The sequence below is a fragment of the Salinarimonas sp. genome, from assembly GCF_046292825.1.
In the GTDB taxonomy this organism is placed as follows: domain Bacteria; phylum Pseudomonadota; class Alphaproteobacteria; order Rhizobiales; family Beijerinckiaceae; genus Salinarimonas.
The window spans coordinates 1-20,672 of sequence record NZ_JBKBQG010000002.1 but is presented as its reverse complement, the minus strand read 5'-3'; the positions used below and the strand labels follow the sequence as shown (position 1 = coordinate 20,672).

Sequence of the window (20,672 nt, the reverse complement as noted above, 5' to 3'; positions counted from 1 at the left end):
CGCACGGCTTCGGTTTTCCGGACACGTCAGCCCCCCAGCCCCCCGGTTCATCGGGGTCGCGCGCGATACCTGCCGAGGCGGGCCGTCCCTCTGGGACGGCCCTTTTCTTTTGCAGGGTCTCGCCGTCCCTCTGGGACGGCCCTTTTCGTTCGTAGGGTCTCGCCGTCGCTCCGCCGCGCTCTTTACCTGCGCAGCCGCCTCGTCCAATGTCCCCGCCATGGCCGAGCCCGTCCCCACCTCCAACGCCGCCGAATGGACCGTCTCCGAGCTCTCGGGCGCGCTCAAGCGCACGATCGAGGACGCCTTCGGCTTCGTGCGCCTGCGCGGCGAGATCTCGGGCTTTCGCGGCCAGCACTCGTCGGGCCATTGCTATTTCTCGATCAAGGACGAGGGCGCCAAGATCGACGCGGTCGTCTGGAAGGGCACCTACGCGCGGCTGAAGACGAAGCCGCAGGAGGGGCTCGAGGTGATCGCGACCGGGCGAATCACCACCTTCCCCGGCAAGTCCTCCTACCAGATCGTCGTCGAATCGCTCGCGCCGGCCGGTGTCGGCGCGCTGATGGCGCTTCTCGAGGAGCGCAAGCGCAAGCTCGCCGCGGAGGGCCTCTTCGCCGCCGAGCGCAAGCGGGCGCTGCCCTTCCTGCCGGCCGTCGTCGGCGTGATCACCTCGCCGACGGGCGCCGTCATCCGCGACATCCTGCACCGGCTGGAGGACCGCTTCCCCCGCCACGTCCTCGTCTGGCCCGCGCGCGTGCAGGGCGAGACCTGCGCGCAGGAGGTGGCGGCGGGCCTGCGCGGCTTCAACGCGCTCCCCCCCGGCGGTCGCATCCCGCGGCCGGACGTGATCATCGTCGCGCGCGGGGGCGGCTCGATCGAGGATCTATGGGGCTTCAACGACGAGGATCTGGTCCGCGCGGTGGCGCAGAGCGAGATCCCGGTCGTCTCGGCGGTGGGCCACGAGACCGATTGGACGCTCATCGACCTCGTCGCCGACCGGCGCGCGCCGACCCCGACGGGCGCCGCCGAGATGGTGGTGCCGGTGCGCGCCGATCTCCTGGCGGCGACCGGCGATCTCGCGCGCCGCCACGGCGAGGCGATCCGCCGGCTCGTCGAGCGCCTGCGCGCCGAATTGCGCTCGGCCGAGCGCGCGCTGCCGCGGCCCGAGGCCCTGTTCGAGCGCCAGCGCCAGCGGCTCGATCTCGTGGAGGCGCGGCTCGCGCCGGCGGCGCGGACGAATCTGCGGGCGCACGACCAGCGTCTGTCCGCCCTCGATCGCCGTCTCCAGCGCCGCTCGCCCCATGCTAGCCTCGCGGGCGCCAAGGCGCGCCTGTCCGCGATCGCCGAGCGGCCGCGCCAGGCCCTCGTCGCCGGGCTCGAGCGCCGCCGCGACCGCCTCGCCGCCCTCGCCGATCGGCTCGAGGGCGGGCGCGGGCGCATCGTCCAGCGGATCGCCACCGGGCGCGATCGTGTGGAGGCGGCCGAGGAGCGGCTCGCGCCGTGCGCCACGCGCATCCTCGCGACCAAGCGCGAGCGCCTCGAGCGCGCCTGGCAGCTCGTCGAGAGCCTCGGCCACCGCTCCGTCCTCGCCCGCGGCTATGCCCTCGTGCGCGATGCCGACGGCCGGCCCGTGCGCTCGGCCGCCCGCATCGCGCCAGGGGCCGCGCTCGAGATCGAGCTCGCCGACGGCCGCGTCGCCGCCCATGCGGACGGGGAGGGGGACGACGGCTCCCGCACGGCGCCGCCTCCCGCCCGCCCCCGCCGCGAGCGCCCCCCGGCGCCCGCGCAAGGGGCGACGCGGCAGGGGACGTTGTTCGATTGAAGCGGCCTCACCCTATTCGGAACCGCTCCGGAACCCGCCCGTCCACGTCCGTGAAGCCGTAGAGCCGCGCGAGGTCGGCGGTGGCGACCACCTGGCCGGTGTGGCGCAGCGGATCGGGATCGGCGGCGAGGGCGGCGACCGCGCGGCCGACGAAGAGCGGCGTCTCGGTCGCGTGCTCGGAATGGCCCGCCTCGACCACGCGCTCGGTCGCGACATGGCCCGGCGAGAGCGCGACGACGCCCACCCCGTGCGGCGCCAATTCCTCCGCGGCGGCGAAGGCGAGGCGGTTGAGGGCGTCCTTGGCGAGATCGTAGGCGATGTCGCCGAGATAGGAGGCCGTGTCGAAGGACACGAGCACGATCAGCCCGCGCCGCGCCGCCACCATCGCCGGCGCCACCGCCCGCGCGAGGAAGAGCGCCGGCACGAGCCCGCCCGTCAACGAGGCCTCGACATGGGCGGCGGGCCGTCGCCAGAACGGCGTGCCCCAGGTCGAGCCGTCCGCATAGGTCTCGCCGTCGAAGCCCTCGTTGCCCGGCCAGACGCTGCAGATGGCGAGCTCGATGCCGCCGAAGCGGCGCAGCATCCAGGAGACGAGCCCGTCCACCTCGCGCTCCCGGCGATGGTCGCAGATATAAGGATAGCCCGCCCCGCCGATCGCGTGGACCGCGCGCGCGGCGTCCTCCACGCTCTCCTGCCGGCCGTCGGTGCGCGGCCCCGCCTCGCTCGAGCGGCCGGTGACGACGACGCGCGCCCCCGCCTCGCCGAGGCCGAGCGCGATGCCGCGCCCGACGCCCCGCGAGGCGCCGGCGACGAGGGTCGTTGCCTGCGAGAGAATCGTCATGCCCGCCATTATGCCACAGGAGCCCGCGCGCGCGATCCTCGCCGAGGCGGTCGTCGAGCGGCCGGCCGCAAAACGCACGATTACTATGTTGTTTTCGAGACATTATACCATTCGGGGAATGGAGTAATCGATTACCGCCCGCGGCGAGCCTGTTCGCGGCTCCCGTTGTGTCGACCGGCCAACATTCGTTCGTGCGGCACGGGACAACTTGTATTCCTATCCCGCCCGGCGGCGCCGGTCTTTACGATAAAGCGAAGCGGGATCTTTACAATACTGAGCGGACTTTGATATCCCCTAACGAGAGGCTGCCCATCCGCCGCGTGTGCGGCGATTATGCCGGAGCGGAGTGTCCATGTCTGGGTCGCGCTTGGATGAGCTCCGCGAGCAATTCCTCGAAGCACGGGCCATGTGGGCATCGATCGAGCGGGCGAACGTCCCGCTCGAGCAGCACGACGATGTCGCGTCCTATATCGAAGAGCTTTCCGTAGAGATCGCGCGCTATCCGGCCAGAAATATCCGCGAGCTATGCCTCAAGGCCCATCTCCTCAGATCCTGGCTCCTCGAACATCTCTTCACGGAATCCGACAACGACGATCCCTGCGCCGTCGGCATCCGCGGCCTGATCGACGACATCGCGCGGCTCGCCGCGGCGGAACCGGGCTCCTGACACAAGGAGCGGGCGAAAAAGCCGGCGCGGTTTCGTTCCGTTAAGATCGCGTCGCCCATCCTGCGCGCCGACGATGCGCCAAGAGGGGGAAGCCCATGATCCGACCGCGAGACGCGACCACAATCGGCCTTCCGGCGCTCGGCGCGCTCGCCCTCGCCGTCGGCCTCGCGGGCCCGGCCGCGGCGCTCGCCCCGCTCGACCCCTCCGTCGTGGCGATCGAACCCGTGCCCTGCACGATCGGCGCGCCGCCCGACGATTCCGTCGCCTGCCTCGTCGCCTGGCTGCCGATGTCGTGGGACGCGCTCGACGCGCAGGGGCGGCTGCCCGCAGACGCGCCGCGCGTCGGCGTGCACGTCGTCGTCCTCGAGAACCCGACCCGCAGCAGCGATCCGAACCCGATCGTCGTCCTCGCCGGCGGGCCCGGCCAGGCGGGCTCGGACCTGATCCCGCTCTTCGGCCCGGCGCTGGAATTGAGGCGCAATCGCGCGGTCCTGCTCGTCGACCAGCGCGGCACGGGGCGTTCGAAGCCGAGCCTCGCCTGTCCCGAGATCGCCGCGACCGAGCTCGACGACAACCGCTTCAACGATCCGACGCTCGCGGAGGCCGACCCGCTCGCCGCCCGCTTCGCCGCCTGCCGCGCCCGCCTCGTCGCGGACGGCGTCGCGCTCGACGCGTTCGACACCCGTGCCGCCGCGCGCGACCTGCACGCGATCCGCACCGCGCTCGGCATCCCGCGCTGGAACCTCCTCGGCACCTCCTACGGCGCCCGGCTCGCCCTCGACGCCATGCGCGTCGACCCCGACGGCATCCGCGCGGTCGTCCTCGATTCGCCCCTGTCCAACGTGCCCGATCGCGAGGCCCGCCGCACCGCCGCGCGGCCCGCTCTGTTCGAGGCGCTCTACCGAGACTGCGCCGCCGATCCCGCCTGCGCCGCGCGCTACGGCGATCTCGAAGCGGCCATGCGCCGGCTCGCCGAGCATCTCGGCGAGGAGCCGATGGTGCTGACCTTCCGCGAGCCCACGTCCGGGGAGGTGGTGCGCAAGGACGTCTTCTTCGACGACGTCGTCACCGCACTCTACCAGCACATGTCCTTCGGCCCGTCGGCGCGTGCGGTGCCCCGCTTCCTGTTCGAACTCGCCGAGGTCGCGCGCGGGCGCCTCGGCATCACCGACGAGGAGACGGCCGCGATCTTCCAGACCGCGCACGAGGGCATCGTCGAGGGGATCGCGATCGGCATGCACCTCTCGGTGCGCTGCCGCGAGGACGTGCCCTTCGAGAGCGCGGAGGCGGAGGCGCGGGTCACGGCCGCGCACGACCTCTATTTTCCGGGAGGCGAGCCCGATGGGCTCTACGCGGCTTTGTGCCCGATCTGGGACGTCGGCACCGCGCCCGACGCCTTCGGCGAACCGGTCGCGAGCGACATTCCCGTCCTGATCCTGACGGGCGACGCCGATCCGCTCACCCCCACGCAAGGCGCGCACGAGATCGCCCGCACGCTGCCGCGCGCGCAGCTCGTCTCCTTCCGCGGCCAGGCGCACGACCTCTTCGGCACCCTCATGTGCGCCCGCGTCCTGACCGCGAACTTCATCGAGAACCCGAATATGCCCGTCGACACCGCCTGCCTCGAGCGCATGCGCCCATTCTTCGAGTGAGAGCTCGTGAACCCTTCCCCGCCCGTCATTCCGGGGCGCGATAGCCAAGCCCGGAACCCAGACTCCCGACGTTGGATGAGCAGCCTATAGGCTGCGTCCATCGACGCGTGAGTGTGTCTGAAGCTGCGCAACGAGCGCGCATGCGCGCTCGAACCGACGTCGTGGATCTAGGTTTCGGGCTTGGCTATCGCGCCCCGGAATGACGGCTCGGAGGAGTCAGCGGCAGATTTTCAAACTCTGAAGGGCACGCCGGGCGAGATGCGGAGACGTGCGCGCGGGGGGCGCGCGCACCGCGATCCCTACTTGCGAGCCTTGCGGGCGGCGTAGCGGGCGTCGCGGGCCGCCTTCTGCTGGGCGGCGAGATCGGCCTCGCGGCGGGCCGCGTCGACCTCCTCGGCGGCGGCGCGGTCGCGCTCGGCCGCTTCCCGCGCGGTGCGCTCGGCCTCGGCACGCTCGGCCTCGGCGGCGCGCAGCGCATCGCGCTCGGCGAGGCGGGCGTCGCGCGCCCGTGCAGCGGCCTCGCGCTCGGCGCGGCGCTCGGCCGCGGCGGGGTCGCTCGCGGTGGCCTTGGCGCGCTCGAGCATGGCCTTGCGGGCGCTCGCGGCGTCGGTCCGGCGATCGGTGAAGCTCTTCTCGCGGAACCCCGTCATTGGCGAATCTCGCTCTCGCGCACGGCGAGCTCGGCCGCGCCGGACTTGACGCGATAGGCGACCTCGCCGGTCTGGTCGGCCGGCATCAGGCGAACGATCTCGTAGGTGTCGGCACCTCCGAAACGTCCGTCCGGAACGGGGCCGCGGACGAGCCTTACCCTCTGTCCGATCTTGAAGCGATGCATTCCGTCGTCCTCTGGTCGTAGCCGGCGGCGAGCGCCAGCGAAAATGCGTGAAGCCACCCGTTCGACCGGGTGGCTTCCAGGGTCGCGTCCGTCGACGAAACCGGGCCTCAGGCGGCCCGGATGTTGCTCACGGCGATCTTGCCGGTGCGGCGGTCTTCCGCCGTGTCGAAGGCGACCTTCTGGCCTTCGACGAGCCCACGCATGCCGGCGCGCTCCAGCGCGGTGGCGTGCACGAAGACGTCCTTGGAGCCGTCGTCGGGCTGGATGAAGCCGAAGCCCTTTTGGTCGTTGTAGAATTTCACGGTGCCGTTCGTCATTTGGTAGTCCAGTCTTCAGTTTGCGCGAATAGGCGGCCGCGCTCGCTGCGCGTCCTTTCGCTTCCATCGATGTTTCGGTAGATTCTGAACGCCCGCGCGGCTGAAACCTGCGCGACACGGCCCGATTGTCCGGCCAAAAGATCGTCATTCAACGTACGCGCTCCCTCGCGAAATTGCAAGGCGAAACGAGATTTTCTTTCCGATTTCTCGTTTGCTGCCGCCACAGCACGGGGTCCGTGACACGCTCGGCCGCCGTCGCCTCCGCCAGGAGCCGGGCGCGGCTCAGCGGGTCGGGATGCGGACCTGGGGCGGGGCGGGCAGACCGCGCTCGACGAGGAGGGCGCGCAGGCGGTTGGGGAAGTCCGTCGTCAGGCCGTCGACGCCGAGCGCCAGCATCCGGCGCATCTCGGCGGTCTCGTTGACGAGGCCGGGCACCACTTTCAGGCCGTGCGCGCGGGCCTCTTCGAGGGCCTCTAGATCGAGATCGCGATGGTCCGGCGCCCAGACGACGCAGCCCGCATCCGCCGCCGCGCGGGCGGCCGAGCCGCCGAAATCGTCGATGTCGCGGCCGTTGAGCCAGGCGGAGGGCCCCGGCTCGCCGGCACGCAGCGTGTCGAAGGCGATCTCGGCCGTTCGGCAGCCGCGGGCGATCTCGGGGGCGATCTCGGCGAGCGCGTCGAGGAGGCGCCAATCGTAGCTCTCCACGACGACCCGCTGCTCGAGCCCGTTCTCGCGCACGAGGGCGGCGACGAGGGCGGCGAGATCCTTCGGCTCGGGGGCGAGATCGGGTCGGTCGGGCCGGATGCGCATGTCGAGCGCGAAGCGCACGTGATGGGCCTCGAGCTCGGCGACCCGATCGAAGGCGGCCTGGAGGGTGGGGATGCGGGCGCGATCGCGGGTGATCTGCTCGGCATAGGCGCGGGCATATTCGGTGCCCGGCCGGATACGGCCGACATCGAAGCGTTGCAGCTCCTCCAGCGTCAAGCCGCGCACCGGCAGCCGCTCCTCGATATAGGCGCCGCTCGGATCGCGGGTGATCTCGGGCACGAGCAGGGGCTCGGCATAGGCGACGAGCACGTCGTCGGCGGTGGCGACGATGTCGAGCGCGAGCGTCGTCACGCCAACCGCGAGCGCCTGGTCGATGCCTGCGAGGGTGTTCTCCGGGGCGAGGCCGCGCGCGCCGCGATAGCCGCGCAGATCGAAGGCGGGCGGGGCGGGCTCGCTCGCGGCGGCCTCCGGGGCGGGGGCGGCTTCGGGGCCGGGTTCGGGGGCGCTCTGCGCGGCCCGCGCGGGTGAGGTCGCGAGGAGGCCGAAGAGCAGGCCGAAGAGGAGGCCGATCGCCGCATTTCCCGTCTTCGCGCGCATGCCGCCCTTCCTCCCCTCGCTTCCTCGGCCTCGCGCGGGGATCGGTATTCCTCCAATCCTCCACCGGCGCCCCGTCTTCTCGTAAGGTCGAACGCCGAAAGTCTCAAGGACAAGCGTGCGCGAAAAGGGGTAAGCGCGAGAGAGCGCGGACGCCCCCGAAGCCGCGACGACGACGAAGAACGAGTGGAGGAACGAGACCCATGGCCGCCTCGACCACGAGCTCCTATCGCGACGTCTATGCCGGCTGGAAGGCCGATCCCGAGGCCTTCTGGGGCGAGGCGGCGCAGGCGATCGACTGGTACACACCGCCCGAGCATGTCTTCGACGCGAAGGCGGGGATCTTCGGGCGCTGGTTCGTCGGCGCCACCTGCAACGTCTGCCACAACGCGCTCGATCGCCACGTCGCGACCCGCGGCGACCAGGCGGCGATGATCTACGACAGTCCGATGACGGGCGAGGTCGCGACCTATACCTATCGGCAGATGCGCGACGAGGTGGCCGCGCTCGCGGGCGTGCTGCGCGGGATGGGCGTCGAGAAGGGCGATCGGGTGATCGTCTACATGCCGATGATCCCGCAGGCGGTGTTCGCGATGCTCGCCTGCGCGCGCATCGGCGCCGTGCATTCGGTGGTGTTCGGGGGCTTTGCGGCGAACGAGCTCGCGACGCGCATCGAGGACGCGCGACCCAAGGTCGTCCTCTCCGCCTCCTGCGGCCTCGAGCCCGGCCGCGTCGTCGCCTACAAGCCGCTCCTCGACCGCGCGATCGAGCTCTCCGACCACAAGCCCGACGGCTGCCTCGTCTTCCAGCGTCCCCAGGCGCAGGCCGATCTCGTCCCCGGCCGCGATCGCGACTGGAGCGCGGCGGTGGCGGCGGCGAAGGCGGAGGGCGCGCTCGCCGATTGCGTGCCCGTCGCCGCGACCGATCCGCTCTACGTGCTCTACACCTCGGGCACGACGGGCAAGCCGAAGGGCGTCGTGCGCGATTGCGGTGGCTACATGGTGGCGCTCGCCTGGTCGATGAAGGCGCTCTACGGCATGGCGCCCGGCGAGGTCTATTGGTGCGCCTCCGACGTCGGCTGGGTGGTGGGCCATTCCTACATCGTCTATGGGCCGCTGATCGCCGGTTGCACGACGATCCTCTACGAGGGCAAGCCCGTCGGCACGCCGGACCCCGGCGCCTTCTGGCGCGTGATCGCCGATCACGGGGCGACGACCCTGTTCACGGCGCCGACGGCCCTGCGCGCGATCAAGAAGGAGGATCCGCGCGCCGAGCATCTCGCCCGCTACGACCTGTCGAAGTTCCGCGCCCTCTTCCTCGCGGGCGAGCGGGCCGACCCGGCGACGGTGGAATGGGCGGAGGAGATCCTCGGCGTCCCCGTCATCGATCATTGGTGGCAGACGGAGACCGGCTGGGCGATCGCCGGGAACCCGATCGGGCTCGGCGCGCTGCCGGTCAAGCACGGCTCGCCCACCGTGCCGATGCCGGGCTACGACGTGCGGATCGTCGACGAGGGCGGGCGTGAGGTCGGGCCCGACACGATGGGCTCGATCGTGATCCGCCTGCCGCTGCCTCCCGGCTGCCTGCCGACGCTCTGGCACGCGGACGACCGCTTCCGGTCGAGCTATCTCGAGACCTATCCGGGCTATTACAACACGTCCGACGCGGGCTTCGTCGACGCCGACGGGTACCTGTTCATCATGGGGCGCACCGACGACATCATCAACGTCGCCGGCCACCGCCTCTCGACGGGGGGCATGGAGGAGGTGCTGGCGGGACATCCGGCGGTCGCGGAATGCGCGGTCATCGGCATCAAGGACAGCCTCAAGGGCGAGGTGCCGTGCGGCTTCGTGGTGCTCAAGGCCGGCGTCGACCGCTCGCCGATCGAGATCGAGAAGGAACTCGTCGGCCTCGTGCGCGAGAAGATCGGCCCGGTCGCGGCCTTCAAGCTCGCGATGACGGTGGGGCGCCTGCCGAAGACGCGCTCGGGCAAGATCCTGCGCGGCACCATGAAGAAGATCGCCGACGGCGACACCTGGTCGATGCCCGCGACCATCGACGACCCCGCGATCCTCGACGAGATCGCCGGCGAGCTGCGCAAGCGCGGCTACGCGCAGGGGTGAGGCCGACGAGGGATTGCGGGCGCCCGACCGTGCGGCGCCCGTTTACCTAAAGTCAATTCACGTGCGCGTACCGTAGGAGGACGCATTCCGGCCGCGACGGAGATCCGATGGCGCGCCTCCTCCTCGTCCTCTTCGCGCTCGCGAGCCTCGCGCTCCCCTTCGCCCTCGCCCTCGCCGAGCCCGCCGATCCGCGCGAAGGCGCGGCGATCGTGTTCGCGCCTTGGACGAGCCAGGCGGAGGCGTTCGCGCGCATCGGCGAGGCGGGCGGCGCGGTCGTGCGCGCGGGCTACGTCCCCTTCATCGCGATCGCGATTGCGGAGGATGCCCGCTCCTTCGCCGCCGCGGTGCGCGAGGCGGGCGCGATCGCCCTCCTCGATCCCCGCGCGCTCGCCCCCTGCACCACCCCCGACCGCATGCCCTAGCCTCGAGAACCCCGAGGAAAGCCGAGGAAACCCATGTCTCTCGACGTCTCCACCCTGCGGATCAGCACCGCCAAGGCCCTTTCGGGGCTGATGGCCGCCCATGTGGCGGTCTCGGCCGGCATCGCGATCGGGCTCGGCGGCTCGCTTCTCGCCGCGCTCGGCGTGGCGCTCGCCCTCGCCGCGCCCGGCATCCTCCTGACGCTCGCCCGTCCGGACGCGCTCGAGACCCGCATCGCCATCGCCATCGGCCTCGTCGGCCAGATCTCGCTGTTCGTGTGGCAGCTCTCCGGCCATCCGTGGCAGATCGACGTGCACATGTACTATTTCGCCGCGCTCGCGATGCTGGCCGGCTTCTGCGACTGGCGGACGCTCATCGCGGGGGCTGCGGTGACCGCGCTGCATCACCTGTCGTTCAACTTCGCCCTCCCGCTCGCGGTCTTCCCCGAGGGCGCGAGCCTGGCGCGCGTTCTCCTGCACGCGGTGATCGTGGTGCTCGAGACCGGCGTGCTGGTGGCCGTGGTGCTCACCCTCGAGCGCATGATCGAGGCCTCGCGCGCCGGGATCGCCGCCGCCGAGGCGGCCGCCGCCAAGGAGCGCACGCTCGCCGAGGCCCAGGAGCGCGACAGCGCCCGCGTCGCCGAGCGCGCCGCCGCCGTCGATCGGCTCGCGGCCGAGTTCGAGAGCGGCATCCGCACGGCGCTCGCGAGCCTGGAGGACGCGTTCCGCACGATGCGCGCGCAGGCCGACGGGCTCTCGGCCATCGCCGAGCGCACCCGCGACAGCGTCTCGAACGCGATGGGCCGCTCGGAGGCGACGGCGGCCAACATCCAGCACGTCGCGGCCTCCGGCGAGGAGCTCGCCGCCTCGATCTCCGAGATCGGCCGCTCGGCCCAGGCCTCCTCGCAGATCGCGGCCCGCGCGGTCGCGGGCGCGCGGGCGACCGACCGGCACGTGCAGGACCTCTCGGGCGCGGCCCGCTCGATCGGCGAGGTCGTCGATCTCATCCGCTCGATCGCCGAGCAGACGAACCTGCTTGCGCTCAACGCGACGATCGAGGCCGCCCGCGCGGGCGAAGCCGGCAAGGGCTTCGCTGTCGTGGCGTCCGAGGTGAAGACGCTCGCGAGCCAGACCGCGAAGGCGACCGAGGACATCGCCGCCAAGGTCGCCGAGATGCAGGCCGCCACCGAGGGCTCCGTCGGCTCGATCCGGGAGATCTCCTCGACGATCGAGGAGATGAACCGCATCGCCGCGACGATCGCCGCCGCCGTCACGCAGCAGAGCGCGGCGACGAGCGAGATCTCGCGCAACGTCCAGGAAGCCGCGACCGGCGCGCGCGCCGTGTCCGGCGCGGTCGACCAGGTCGGCACGCTCGCCGACGAGACGGGCTCGTCGGCCGGCTCGATCATCGACGCCTCGCGCGCGCTCGCCGAGGAGGCGCGCGCCATCCGCGCCCGCGTCGAGGCGTTCGTCGGCTCGGTGCGCGCCGCGTGAGGCTCAGGCGGCGCTCGGCTTGAAGGCCGCCTCGGGGTGCTCGGTCATGAAATGTCTGAGCGCCCCGATCAATTGCCGCGCGTGCTCGACGTCGTGGCGGCGGATCGCTCCGCGCACGTCGTCGAGGATCATGTCGCGGATGCGCTCGGCGCCGTGGGCCTCGTGCAGGAGATAGGCCCCGAGCGTCGCCGCGAAGACCTCCGGCACGTGCTCGTGCTCGGCGAGCGCCGCGACCTCCTCCTCGCTGAGGTCGCTGAGCCCGATGATGTCCGTGATCGTGATCATGCGTGCGTCTCCTCCTTGGCGATTTCGCGAGAGCATGCGCCCGGCCGCCGCCGCGCGCATTGACGCCGCTCAATAGCCGGCTCGGCGTTCGGCCGCCCATCACGGACGCGCGAGCGGCGTGCCCCGCGACCCCGCGCTGCCTTGCTCGCGCCATCGGGGCGGGGTAGGCATCGGGTCCGGAGCACAGACAGCCGCATGACCCTCCTCGAACGCTACATCCTGCGCACGACCACGGGCGCCTTCCTCGCCGTGCTCGTGGGCCTGACCGCCGTGATCTGGGTGACGCAGGCGCTGCGGGAGCTCGATCTCGTCACCGGCAAGGGGCAGACGATCCTCGTCTTCCTCGCCGTGACGGGGTTGACCCTGCCCGCGCTCGTGACCGTGATCGCCCCCGTCGCGCTGTTCATCGCGGCCGTCTACACGCTCAACAAGCTCAACGGCGATTCGGAATGGGTGGTCGCCACCGCCGCCGGCGCCTCGCCGCTGCGGCTGATGCGGCCGTTCCTGGCGCTCGGCGGCGTGGTCGCGGTCGTGGTGGCGATCAACACGCTATGGCTGATGCCGGCGAGCTTCAACGAGCTCCGCCACATGATCACGAAGATCCGCGCCGACTTCGTCGCCAATCTCGTGCGGGAGGGCCAGTTCACGGATCTCGACCGCGGGATCACCTTCTCCTTCCGCGAGCGCTCGGGGGACGCGCTCCTCGGCGTCTTCCTGCAGGACCGGCGCGACCCCGAGCGCATCCTCGTCTACATCGCCGAACGCGGGATCGCGGCGGATGTCGGCGAGCAGAGCTTCCTCCTGCTCGAGCGCGGCTCGGTGCACCGGCTGGTGCCGGGGCGCGCGGACGGCTCGATCGTGACCTTCGAGCGCTACGCGGTGGATCTCGCGGCCTTCGCGGGGGAGCAGGGTACGATCTTCTACAAGCCGCGCGAGCAATCGACCGCCGCGCTCTTCGCGCCCGATCCCGCCGACCCGTTCTTTCAGGCGGCGCCCGGGCGGTTCCGCGCCGAGCTCCACGACCGGCTGACCGCGTGGCTCTACCCGCTCGGCAGCATCGTCATCGCCTTCGCCGCGCTCGGCCAGGCCGTGACGACGCGACAGGGGAGGGGGGCCGCCATCGCCGCCGCGGTCGGGGGAATGGCGCTCGCGCGCGTCGCCGGCTTCGCCGCCTCGAGCGCCGCCGTCGGCTCGCCCTGGGGGCTGATCGGCGTCTGGGGCGCGCCGATCCTCGCGATCCTGCTGCCGCTCGGGATCGTGCTCGCCGCGAGCCGGAGCGGGCGCGAGCGCCGCCCGTTCGCGCAGGGCGCGTCGGGCGGGCACCTGCGCCTCGACGCTGCCGGAGGCTGACGGCGATGCTCGTGGGGGCGACCTTCGGCACCTATCTCGCGACCCGCTTCCTGCGCGCGATCGGCGGCGTGTTCGCGACCGTGTTCCTGCTCGTCTACACGGTCGATTTCGTCGAATTGATGCGCGGGGCCGGGGAGACGGAGGGCGTCGGCGCGGGCGAAATCGCGTTCCTCTCGCTCCTGCGCACGCCGACGGTGACGGAACAGGTTCTGCCCTTCGCCGTCCTGTTCGGGGCGATGATCGCGCTCCTGCAATTGTCGCGCAAGCTCGAGCTCGTGGTGGCCCGCGCGGCGGGCGTCTCGGCCTGGCAATTCCTCCAGCCAGGCGTCGCGGTCGCGATCGGCATCGGTCTCTTCGCGGTGTTCGCCTACAATCCGCTCGCTGCGACGATGAAGCGCGAGGCGAGCGTGCGCGAGGCCGCTCTGTTCGCGAACGAGCTCGGCCGGGTGAGCGAGGAGATCGTCTGGATCCGCCAACGCAGCCCCGACGGTACCGCGATCCTGAGGGCGGAGGCGCGCGTCGAGGGCTCGACGCGGATCGCGCGGGTGACGGTCTTCACCTTCGACCGCGAGGGTCGCTTCCAGGAGCGGATCGAGGCGGCGGAGGCGGAATTGCGGGAGGGCTATTGGGCGCTCGACGAGGCGGTGGTGTTCGGGCCCGAGATCGAGCCGACGACGCATGCGCGCTACGAACTGCCCTCGAGCCTCGATCCGTCGCAGCTGCGCACGAGCTTCACCCCGCCGGCCTCGGTGCCGTTCTGGCAGCTGCGCGCGATCGCCGACCAGACCGAGCGCGCGGGGCTCGACGCGACGCCCTACCGCCTGCAATACGAGGCTCTGACGGCGCGACCGTTGCTGTTCGTCGCCATGGTTCTCGTGGCGGCTTCCGTTTCCTTAAGATTCTTCCGGTTTGGTGGCGTCGGCCAGATGGTTCTGGGTGGCGTGGCAGCGGGATTCCTGCTTTATGTGGCGACCGAGGTGATGGAAGATCTCGGGGCTTCGGGTCTCGTGGGGACAACCGTCGCCGCATGGCTCCCGGCCGTCGTCGGGAGCTTGCTCGGAGTGCTCGCCTTGCTCCATCAGGAAGACGGCTGATGGCCAGCGGGGCGAATCGGCAGAAGGCCGGAGTGGGACGTGTGAGGACGAGCGTAGCGCGCATCGCTTTGGCGTTGTCGATGGCGACGGCGATCGGCGCCATGACGGCCGCCCTGTCGGGGCCGCCGAGCGCGCACGCGCAGCCGGCGATCGCCGCCGCCGATCCGGACGCGCGCATGCTCGTGGAGGCGGACGAGCTCGTCTACGACAACGTCGCGCAGACCGTGTCCGCCGTCGGCAATGTCGAGATCAATTACGACGGCCGCACGCTGCAGGCCGACCGCGTCGTCTACGACCAGCGCACCGGCCGGGTGCGGGCGGAGGGCAATGCCCGCCTCCTCGATCCCGACGGCGCGGTCGTCACCGGCTCCGTGATCGAGCTCACCGACGATTTCCGGACCGGCTTCATCGATTCGCTGCGCGTCGAGCAGGAGGTGCTGACCGGCTCGCGGCCGGCGACGGGGCGCTTCACCGCCCCGCGCGCCGAGCGCATCGAGGGCGACATCACCGTCTTTCAGCGCGGCACCTACACGACCTGCGAGCCTTGCGCGGAAAACCCGCTGCGGCCGCCGCTCTGGCAGGTGAAGGCGGCGCGGATCATCCACGACCGCGAAGAGCAGACGATCTATTACGAGAACGCCTCGCTCGAATTCCTCGGCGTCCCGATCGCGAACGTGCCCTATTTCTGGTCGCCGGACCCGACGGTGCGGCGCAAGACGGGCTTTCTCGCCCCGACCTTCGTCTTCTCGGAGAAGCTCGGCTTCGGCACGCAGATCCCCTTCTTCTGGAATCTCGCGCCGAACTACGATCTCACCTTCCGCCCCGCCTATCTGTCGCGGCAGGGCTTCCTCGGCGATGTCGAATGGCGCCACCGGCTGATGACGGGATCCTATTCGATCCGCGCGGCCGGCATCTTCGAGCAGGATTCGTCGGCGTTCAACCGGCCGCAACGGGCCGGCGCCGCCGGCGGCGCCCGCGGCATGATCCGCACGGCCGGGCGCTTCTCGATCAATCCGCGCTGGAGCTTCGGCTGGAACGCGACGTTCCTCTCCGACAGGCACTTCCTCGAGGATTACGGCTATGGCGGCGCCGGCCTGAGCGAGGCGATCTCGACCGTCTTCCTGCAGGGCCGCGGCGAGCGCTCGTTCTTCGAGGCGCGCGGCTATTATTTCAAGGTGCTGACGAGCAACGAAGTCCAGAAGAGCCAGCCGATCGTCCACCCGGTGATCGACTACGACCGGCGCTTCACCGGCCCCGATTTCCTCGGCGGCGAGATCGGGCTGCGGGCGAACGTGACGAGCCTCAGCCGCGAGCGGGCGCAATTCCTCGATCTGCCGGACGGCAGACGCGCGGCGCTCGGGCTCGCGGGCAATTACGCGCGCGCCTCGGCCGAACTCTCCTGGCGCCGCCGCTTCATCGACGGTCTGGGCCAGGCGTGGACGCCGTTCGCCTATGCCCGGCTCGACGGCTTCTGGTTCTCGCCGAACCTGACGGGCTTCCAGAACGCGGACGCGCGGGCCTTCGTCTCCGGACGGGACGACACGGCGGCTCGCGTGATGCCGGCGGTCGGGCTCGACTACCGCTTCCCGCTCGCCGCGAGCGGGCTCGGCGGCACGCACGTGATCGAGCCCATGGTGCAGATCGTGGCGCGCCCGAACGAGACGCTCGTCGGCCGCTTCCCGAACGAGGACGCGCAGAGCGTGGCCTTCGACACCTCGTCGCTCTTCGCCTGGGACAAGTTCGCCGGCTTCGACCGTGCGGAAGGCGGGGTGCGGGCGAATTACGCGCTCCAGTACACGTTCAACGGCGACAACGGCGTGTTCGTCCACGCCATAGTCGGCCAGTCGGCGCACCTCGCCGGGCGCAATTCCTACCGCGAGACCGGGCTCGTCGATGCCGGCGCCGGCAGCGGCCTCGACAAGCGCCTCTCCGATTACGTGGGCGGCATCACGGTCCAGCCCTGGCGCGGGCTGCAGGTCGGCGCGCGGGCGCGTCTGGACCGCGACACGCTCGATTTCACCCGCATCGAGGCGAACGCGACGGCGCGGATCGGCGCGGCGCGCGCGACGCTCGCCTACGCGCACTTCGCCCGCCAGCCGCAGCTCGGCTTCGACCGGGCCCGCGAGGGGTTGAGCGCGACCGGTCGCATCGACCTGACGGAGAACTGGTTCCTCGACGGTTCGATCGCGCTCGATCTCGCCCGCTTCCGCGACGGCGCCCCGACCGGCACCGGCAATCCGCGCATTTCCAGCCTGTCCGTGGGCGCCGGCTATGCCGACGAGTGCACCACCTTTACCGTGTCGATGACGGCCGCGCCGATCCGCGGCGCGACCGGCAAGGATCGCTACAACCGCACCGTGATGTTCCGGCTCGAACTCGTGAGCCTCGGCGAGATCGGGCTGCAGCAATCGCTCGATTCGGACGTCGCGAGCCGATGATGGCCCGCGCGCCGCTCGCCCTGACCCTGGGCGATCCCGCCGGGATCGGCCCCGAACTCGCGCTCGCCGCTTATGCCGCGCGCAGGCAGGCGGGCGTACCGCCCTTCGCCCTGATCGGCGATCCCGACCATCTCGCACGCCTCGCCGAACGCCTCGGGGGCGCCGACGCGCCGATCGCCGCGATCTCCGACATCGGCGAGGCGCCCGCCTTGTTCGACGGGGCGCTGCCCGTCCTGCCGCTCGCGGCGCGCGTCGGCGCCGAACCGGGCCGGCCCGATCCCGCCAACGCGCCGGCCATCCTCGAATCGATCGATCGCGCGGTCGCGCTCGCCCGCTCCGGTCGCGCCGGGGCGGTGGTGACGAACCCGATCGCCAAGGCCGTGCTCTACGAGGCGGGCTTTCGCCATCCGGGCCACACGGAATATCTCGCGACCCTCGCCGTCGCACCCGGCGAGGCGCCGCCGCGCTCCGTCATGATGCTGTGGTCGGAGGGGCTCGCGGTGGTGCCGGTGACGGTGCACATCCCGCTCGCGGACGTCCCCGCCGCGCTCACGCAAGGGACCATCGTCGAGACGGCGCGGATCGTCGCGCGCGATCTCGCGCGCCGCTTCGGCCTCTCCGCGCCGCGGCTCGCGCTTGCCGGGCTCAACCCCCATGCGGGCGAGAGCGGGGCGATGGGGCGCGAGGAGATCGAGACGATCGCCCCCGCCATCGCCACCCTGCGCGCCGAGGGAATCGACGCGCGGGGGCCCTATCCGGCCGACACGATGTTCCATGCGCGCGCGCGGGCGGGCTACGACGTGGCGCTCGCGATGTATCACGACCAGGCGCTCGTCCCGATCAAGACCATCGCCTTCGACGAGGCGGTGAACGTGACGCTCGGCCTGCCCTTCGTGCGCACCTCGCCCGACCACGGCACCGCCTTCGACATCGCCGGGCGCAGGCTCGCGCGGCCCGACAGCCTGATCGCGGCGCTGCGGCTCGCCGAAAGGCTCGCCGGCACCGAGGGCGGCGCGGCGGAGCGATGAGCGCGATCGACGCGCTTCCCCCGCTGCGCGAGGTGGTCGCGCGCCACGGGCTCGCGCCGAAGAAGACGCTCGGCCAGAATTTCCTGTTCGACCTCAACCTGACGAGCCGGATCGCCCGCGCCTCCGGTCCGCTCGAGGGCGCGAGCGTCGTCGAGATCGGTCCCGGTCCCGGCGGCCTCACCCGCGCGCTCCTCGCGGGCGGCGCGCGCAAGGTCGTCGCGATCGAGCGCGACGCGCGCTGCCTGCCGGCGCTGGCCGAGATCGCGCAGGCCTATCCGGGGCGCCTCGAGGTGGTGGAGGCCGACGCGCTCGCCTTCGATCCGCGCCCCCACCTGCCGGAGGGGCCCGCGCGGATCGTCGCGAACCTGCCCTACAATGTCGGCGCGCAGCTCCTCGTCGGCTGGGTCGGCGCGCGCGTCTGGCCGCCCTGGTGGGAGAGCCTGACCCTGATGTTCCAGCGCGAAGTCGCCGAGCGCATCGTCGCGGACGAGGGGGACCGGGCGAATTACGGGAGGCTCGGCGTCTTGTGCGGCTGGCGCACGCGCGCGCGCATCCTGTTCGACGTCGCGCCCTCGGCCTTCGTGCCGCCGCCGAAGGTCGTCTCGAGCGTGGTGCGGCTCGATCCGCGGCCGGAGCCCGCGCCCTGCGACGTGGCTTTGCTCGAGGCGGTCACCGGCGCCGCCTTCGGGCAGCGCCGCAAGATGCTGCGCCAGAGCCTCAAGGGCCTCTCCGTCGACCCGCTCACGCTCCTCTCCCGCGCGGGGCTCTCCGAGACGATGCGGGCGGAGGAGATCCCGGTCGCGGGCTTCGTGGCGCTCGCGACCGCGCTCGCGGAGCTGCGGCGGGCCGGCTGAGCGGTGGATTCGCGCCGCGAGCGCGGCTCTGCTACATCCCGGATCCCACTCGGCCACCATCCGAAGAGAGCCGCCATGCTGGGCGAGGCCCGCGACTACGACACGCTCACCGCGACCTTCCGCTGGGCGATTCCGGAGCGTTACAATATCGGCGTCGACGTCTGCGACCGCTGGGCGGCGGTCGATCCGCGGCGGCCGGCGATCATCGAGGCGCATCCGGACGGCGCGACGAGCGTCGTCGATTACGCGATGCTGCGCGAGGCCTCGAACCGCCTCGCGAGCGCGCTCGCCGCCCGCGGCGTGGGGCGCGGCGACCGGGTCGCGATCCTCATGCCGCAATCGGCCGCGGTGGCGATCGCGCATGTGGCGATCTACAAGCTCGGCGCGATCGCGCTGCCGCTCGCGATGCTGTTCGGCGTCGACGCGCTGACCTACCGGCTGCAGGACGCGGGCGCGCGCGTCCTCGTCACGACGGGCTCGGGGCTGGCGAAGCTCGACGGCACCTTCGCCGATCTGCCCGCGCTCGAGACCGTGATCTGCCTCGACGGCGCGGCGAGCGGGCCGGGGCCGGAGGTGATCGCGTGGGAGGCGGCGCTCGCCTCCGGGCGGCCCGATTTCGCGCCGGTCGACACGCTCGCCGACGATCCGGCGATGATGATCTACACCTCGGGTACGACCGGCATGCCCAAGGGCGCGCTGCACGCCCATCGCGTGCTCCTCGGCCACCTGCCCGGCGTCGCGATGCATCACGAATTCCTGCCCGCTCCCGGCGACCGGCTCTGGACGCCGGCGGACTGGGCCTGGGCCGGCGGGCTCCTCAACGTGCTCCTGCCGGGGCTCCATCACGGCGTCGCGGTGGTGGCGCGCAAGTTCGAGAAGTTCGATCCGGACGAGGCCTATCGGCTGATGGCGGACTTCGCGATCCGCAACGCCTTCATCCCGCCGACCGCGCTGCGGATGCTGCGCGCGAGCGCGAGCCCCGTCGGCCGCCACGATCTGCGGCTGCGCACCGTCGGCTCCGGTGGCGAGGCGCTCGGCGAGGAGACGCTCGCCTGGGGGCGCGAGGCCCTGGGGCTGACGATCAACGAGTTCTACGGCCAGACCGAGTGCAACCTCGTCCTCTCCGCCTGCGCGGCGATCGGCGTGGTGCGGCCGGGCGCGATCGGCAAGCCCGTGCCGGGCCATCGCGTCGCGATCATCCGTGAGGACGGCTCCGTCTGCGCGCCGGGCGAGGCCGGACAGATCGCGGTGATGCGGCCCGATCCGGTGATGTTCCTCTCCTATTGGAACCGCCCCGAGGCGACGGCGGCCAAATTCGTCGGCGATTGGATGACGACGGGCGACCAGGGCATCGCCGACGCGGACGGCTACGTCCGCTTCGTCGGGCGCGACGACGACGTGATCACGTCCGCCGGCTATCGCATCGGCCCTACCGAGATCGAGGATTGCCTCTTGCGCCACCCCGCCGTCTCGCTCGCTGCCGTGATCGGCAAGCCGGACCCGGTGCGCACCGAGATCGTCAAGGCCTTCGTCGTGCCCCGCGCGGGCGTGGCGCCCTCCGACGCGCTCGCCGCCGACATCCAGGCCTTCGTCCGCACCCGCCTCTCCGCCCACGAATATCCCCGCGAGATCGCCTTCCGAGACAGCCTGCCGCTCACGACGACGGGCAAGGTGATTCGGAGACTGCTGCGCGCGGAGGGGTGACATCCCTCCCCGTAGGGGAGGGTGGCCTCGGAGGCGCAGCCGAACGAGGTCGGGTGGGGCCTGCGGTTCGAAGCAAGCTCACCACCCGGGCCCCACCCGACCCCTGTCGCTCCGCTCCAGGGGCCACCCTCCCCTCCGGGGAGGGAGGGGCGCGAATCCCTCCCCGTAGGGGAGGGTGGCCTCGGAGGCGCAGCCGAACGAGGTCGGGTGGGGTCCGTGGTTCGAAGCATGATCTCCACCCGGGCCCCACCCGACCCCTGTCGCTCCGCGCCAGGGGCCACCCTCCCCTCCGGGGAGGGAGGGGGCGCGAATCCCTCTCCGGAGGAGAGGAATGGGCGCGCGAATGGGGTTGCACGCCGCGCTCAGCCGGTTATATAGAGCCGCCTCGGG

18 protein-coding genes are annotated in these 20,672 nt (G+C 71.7%); 12 read left to right on the top strand and 6 right to left on the bottom strand.

What is annotated here, in order from left to right; translation table 11 throughout:
- Positions 1–217: 217 nt before the first annotated feature.
- Positions 218–1,819, top strand: a complete 1,602-nt coding sequence (gene xseA, locus ACK4UM_RS01865; protein WP_409794791.1) for an exodeoxyribonuclease VII large subunit — start codon at positions 218–220, stop codon at positions 1,817–1,819.
- Positions 1,820–1,826: 7 nt separating this feature from the next.
- On the opposite strand, the gene ACK4UM_RS01860 is transcribed toward xseA, so the two are convergent.
- A complete protein-coding gene (locus ACK4UM_RS01860; protein ID WP_409794788.1) occupies positions 1,827–2,660 on the bottom strand; it encodes an SDR family NAD(P)-dependent oxidoreductase in 834 nt (277 codons plus the stop codon).
- Between the two features lie 352 nt (positions 2,661–3,012).
- On the opposite strand from ACK4UM_RS01860, the gene ACK4UM_RS01855 reads away from it, so the two are divergent.
- Both ACK4UM_RS01855 and ACK4UM_RS01850 read left to right on the top strand, forming a co-directional pair.
- Positions 3,013–3,327, top strand: coding sequence for a hypothetical protein (locus ACK4UM_RS01855; protein ID WP_409794786.1), 315 nt, complete (start codon positions 3,013–3,015; stop codon positions 3,325–3,327).
- 95 nt (positions 3,328–3,422) lie between these two features.
- Complete coding sequence (locus ACK4UM_RS01850; RefSeq protein WP_409794784.1) at positions 3,423–4,979, top strand: alpha/beta fold hydrolase; 1,557 nt, start codon at positions 3,423–3,425, stop codon at positions 4,977–4,979.
- Positions 4,980–5,278: 299 nt separating this feature from the next.
- On the opposite strand, the gene ACK4UM_RS01845 is transcribed toward ACK4UM_RS01850, so the two are convergent.
- The 4 genes from ACK4UM_RS01845 to ACK4UM_RS01830 all read right to left on the bottom strand — a co-directional run bounded on the left by ACK4UM_RS01845 (position 5,279) and on the right by ACK4UM_RS01830 (position 7,496).
- A complete protein-coding gene (locus tag ACK4UM_RS01845; protein WP_409794782.1) occupies positions 5,279–5,629 on the bottom strand; it encodes a DUF6481 family protein in 351 nt (116 codons plus the stop codon).
- Complete coding sequence (locus tag ACK4UM_RS01840) at positions 5,626–5,814, bottom strand: hypothetical protein (protein WP_409794781.1); 189 nt, start codon at positions 5,812–5,814, stop codon at positions 5,626–5,628. The genes ACK4UM_RS01845 and ACK4UM_RS01840 overlap by 4 nt, the downstream gene beginning before the upstream one ends.
- 107 nt (positions 5,815–5,921) lie before the next feature.
- Positions 5,922–6,131, bottom strand: a complete 210-nt coding sequence (locus tag ACK4UM_RS01835; protein ID WP_409794779.1) for a cold-shock protein — start codon at positions 6,129–6,131, stop codon at positions 5,922–5,924.
- Positions 6,132–6,413: 282 nt separating this feature from the next.
- Positions 6,414–7,496: a glycerophosphodiester phosphodiesterase family protein gene (locus ACK4UM_RS01830; protein WP_409794777.1), complete on the bottom strand. Its 1,083-nt coding sequence runs from the start codon at positions 7,494–7,496 to the stop codon at positions 6,414–6,416.
- A 200-nt stretch (positions 7,497–7,696) separates the two neighbouring features.
- On the opposite strand from ACK4UM_RS01830, the gene ACK4UM_RS01825 reads away from it, so the two are divergent.
- The 3 genes from ACK4UM_RS01825 (at position 7,697) to ACK4UM_RS01815 (ending at position 11,529) form a co-directional block, all read left to right on the top strand.
- Positions 7,697–9,616 carry a propionyl-CoA synthetase gene (locus ACK4UM_RS01825; protein ID WP_409794774.1) on the top strand — a complete coding sequence of 640 codons (1,920 nt, stop codon included), beginning with the start codon at positions 7,697–7,699 and terminating at the stop codon, positions 9,614–9,616.
- A 107-nt stretch (positions 9,617–9,723) separates the two neighbouring features.
- Complete coding sequence (locus ACK4UM_RS01820; protein ID WP_409794772.1) at positions 9,724–10,038, top strand: hypothetical protein; 315 nt, start codon at positions 9,724–9,726, stop codon at positions 10,036–10,038.
- Between the two features lie 33 nt (positions 10,039–10,071).
- Entirely contained in the window at positions 10,072–11,529 is a 1,458-nt protein-coding gene (locus ACK4UM_RS01815; protein ID WP_409794770.1) for a methyl-accepting chemotaxis protein, read from the top strand.
- A 3-nt stretch (positions 11,530–11,532) separates the two neighbouring features.
- Here the strand turns inward: ACK4UM_RS01815 and ACK4UM_RS01810 are convergent, their stop codons facing one another.
- On the bottom strand, positions 11,533–11,814 hold the full coding sequence (locus tag ACK4UM_RS01810) for a hypothetical protein (protein ID WP_409794768.1): 282 nt from the start codon (positions 11,812–11,814) through the stop codon (positions 11,533–11,535).
- 195 nt (positions 11,815–12,009) lie between these two features.
- Between ACK4UM_RS01810 and lptF the strand changes: the two genes are divergently transcribed.
- The 6 genes from lptF (at position 12,010) to ACK4UM_RS01780 (ending at position 20,282) form a co-directional block, all read left to right on the top strand.
- On the top strand, positions 12,010–13,164 hold the full coding sequence (gene lptF / locus ACK4UM_RS01805; protein WP_409794766.1) for an LPS export ABC transporter permease LptF: 1,155 nt from the start codon (positions 12,010–12,012) through the stop codon (positions 13,162–13,164).
- A 5-nt stretch (positions 13,165–13,169) separates the two neighbouring features.
- Positions 13,170–14,258 carry an LPS export ABC transporter permease LptG gene (lptG, locus tag ACK4UM_RS01800; protein WP_409794764.1) on the top strand — a complete coding sequence of 363 codons (1,089 nt, stop codon included), beginning with the start codon at positions 13,170–13,172 and terminating at the stop codon, positions 14,256–14,258.
- A 41-nt stretch (positions 14,259–14,299) separates the two neighbouring features.
- Positions 14,300–16,696, top strand: coding sequence for an LPS-assembly protein LptD (locus ACK4UM_RS01795; RefSeq protein ID WP_409794762.1), 2,397 nt, complete (start codon positions 14,300–14,302; stop codon positions 16,694–16,696).
- Entirely contained in the window at positions 16,693–17,724 is a 1,032-nt protein-coding gene (pdxA, locus tag ACK4UM_RS01790; protein WP_409794760.1) for a 4-hydroxythreonine-4-phosphate dehydrogenase PdxA, read from the top strand. The genes ACK4UM_RS01795 and pdxA overlap by 4 nt, the downstream gene beginning before the upstream one ends.
- Positions 17,721–18,578, top strand: a complete 858-nt coding sequence (rsmA, locus tag ACK4UM_RS01785) for a 16S rRNA (adenine(1518)-N(6)/adenine(1519)-N(6))-dimethyltransferase RsmA (RefSeq protein ID WP_409794758.1) — start codon at positions 17,721–17,723, stop codon at positions 18,576–18,578. The genes pdxA and rsmA overlap by 4 nt, the downstream gene beginning before the upstream one ends.
- Before the next feature lie 75 nt (positions 18,579–18,653).
- Positions 18,654–20,282 carry an AMP-binding protein gene (locus tag ACK4UM_RS01780; protein WP_409794756.1) on the top strand — a complete coding sequence of 543 codons (1,629 nt, stop codon included), beginning with the start codon at positions 18,654–18,656 and terminating at the stop codon, positions 20,280–20,282.
- The last annotated feature ends 390 nt before the right edge of the window (positions 20,283–20,672 follow it).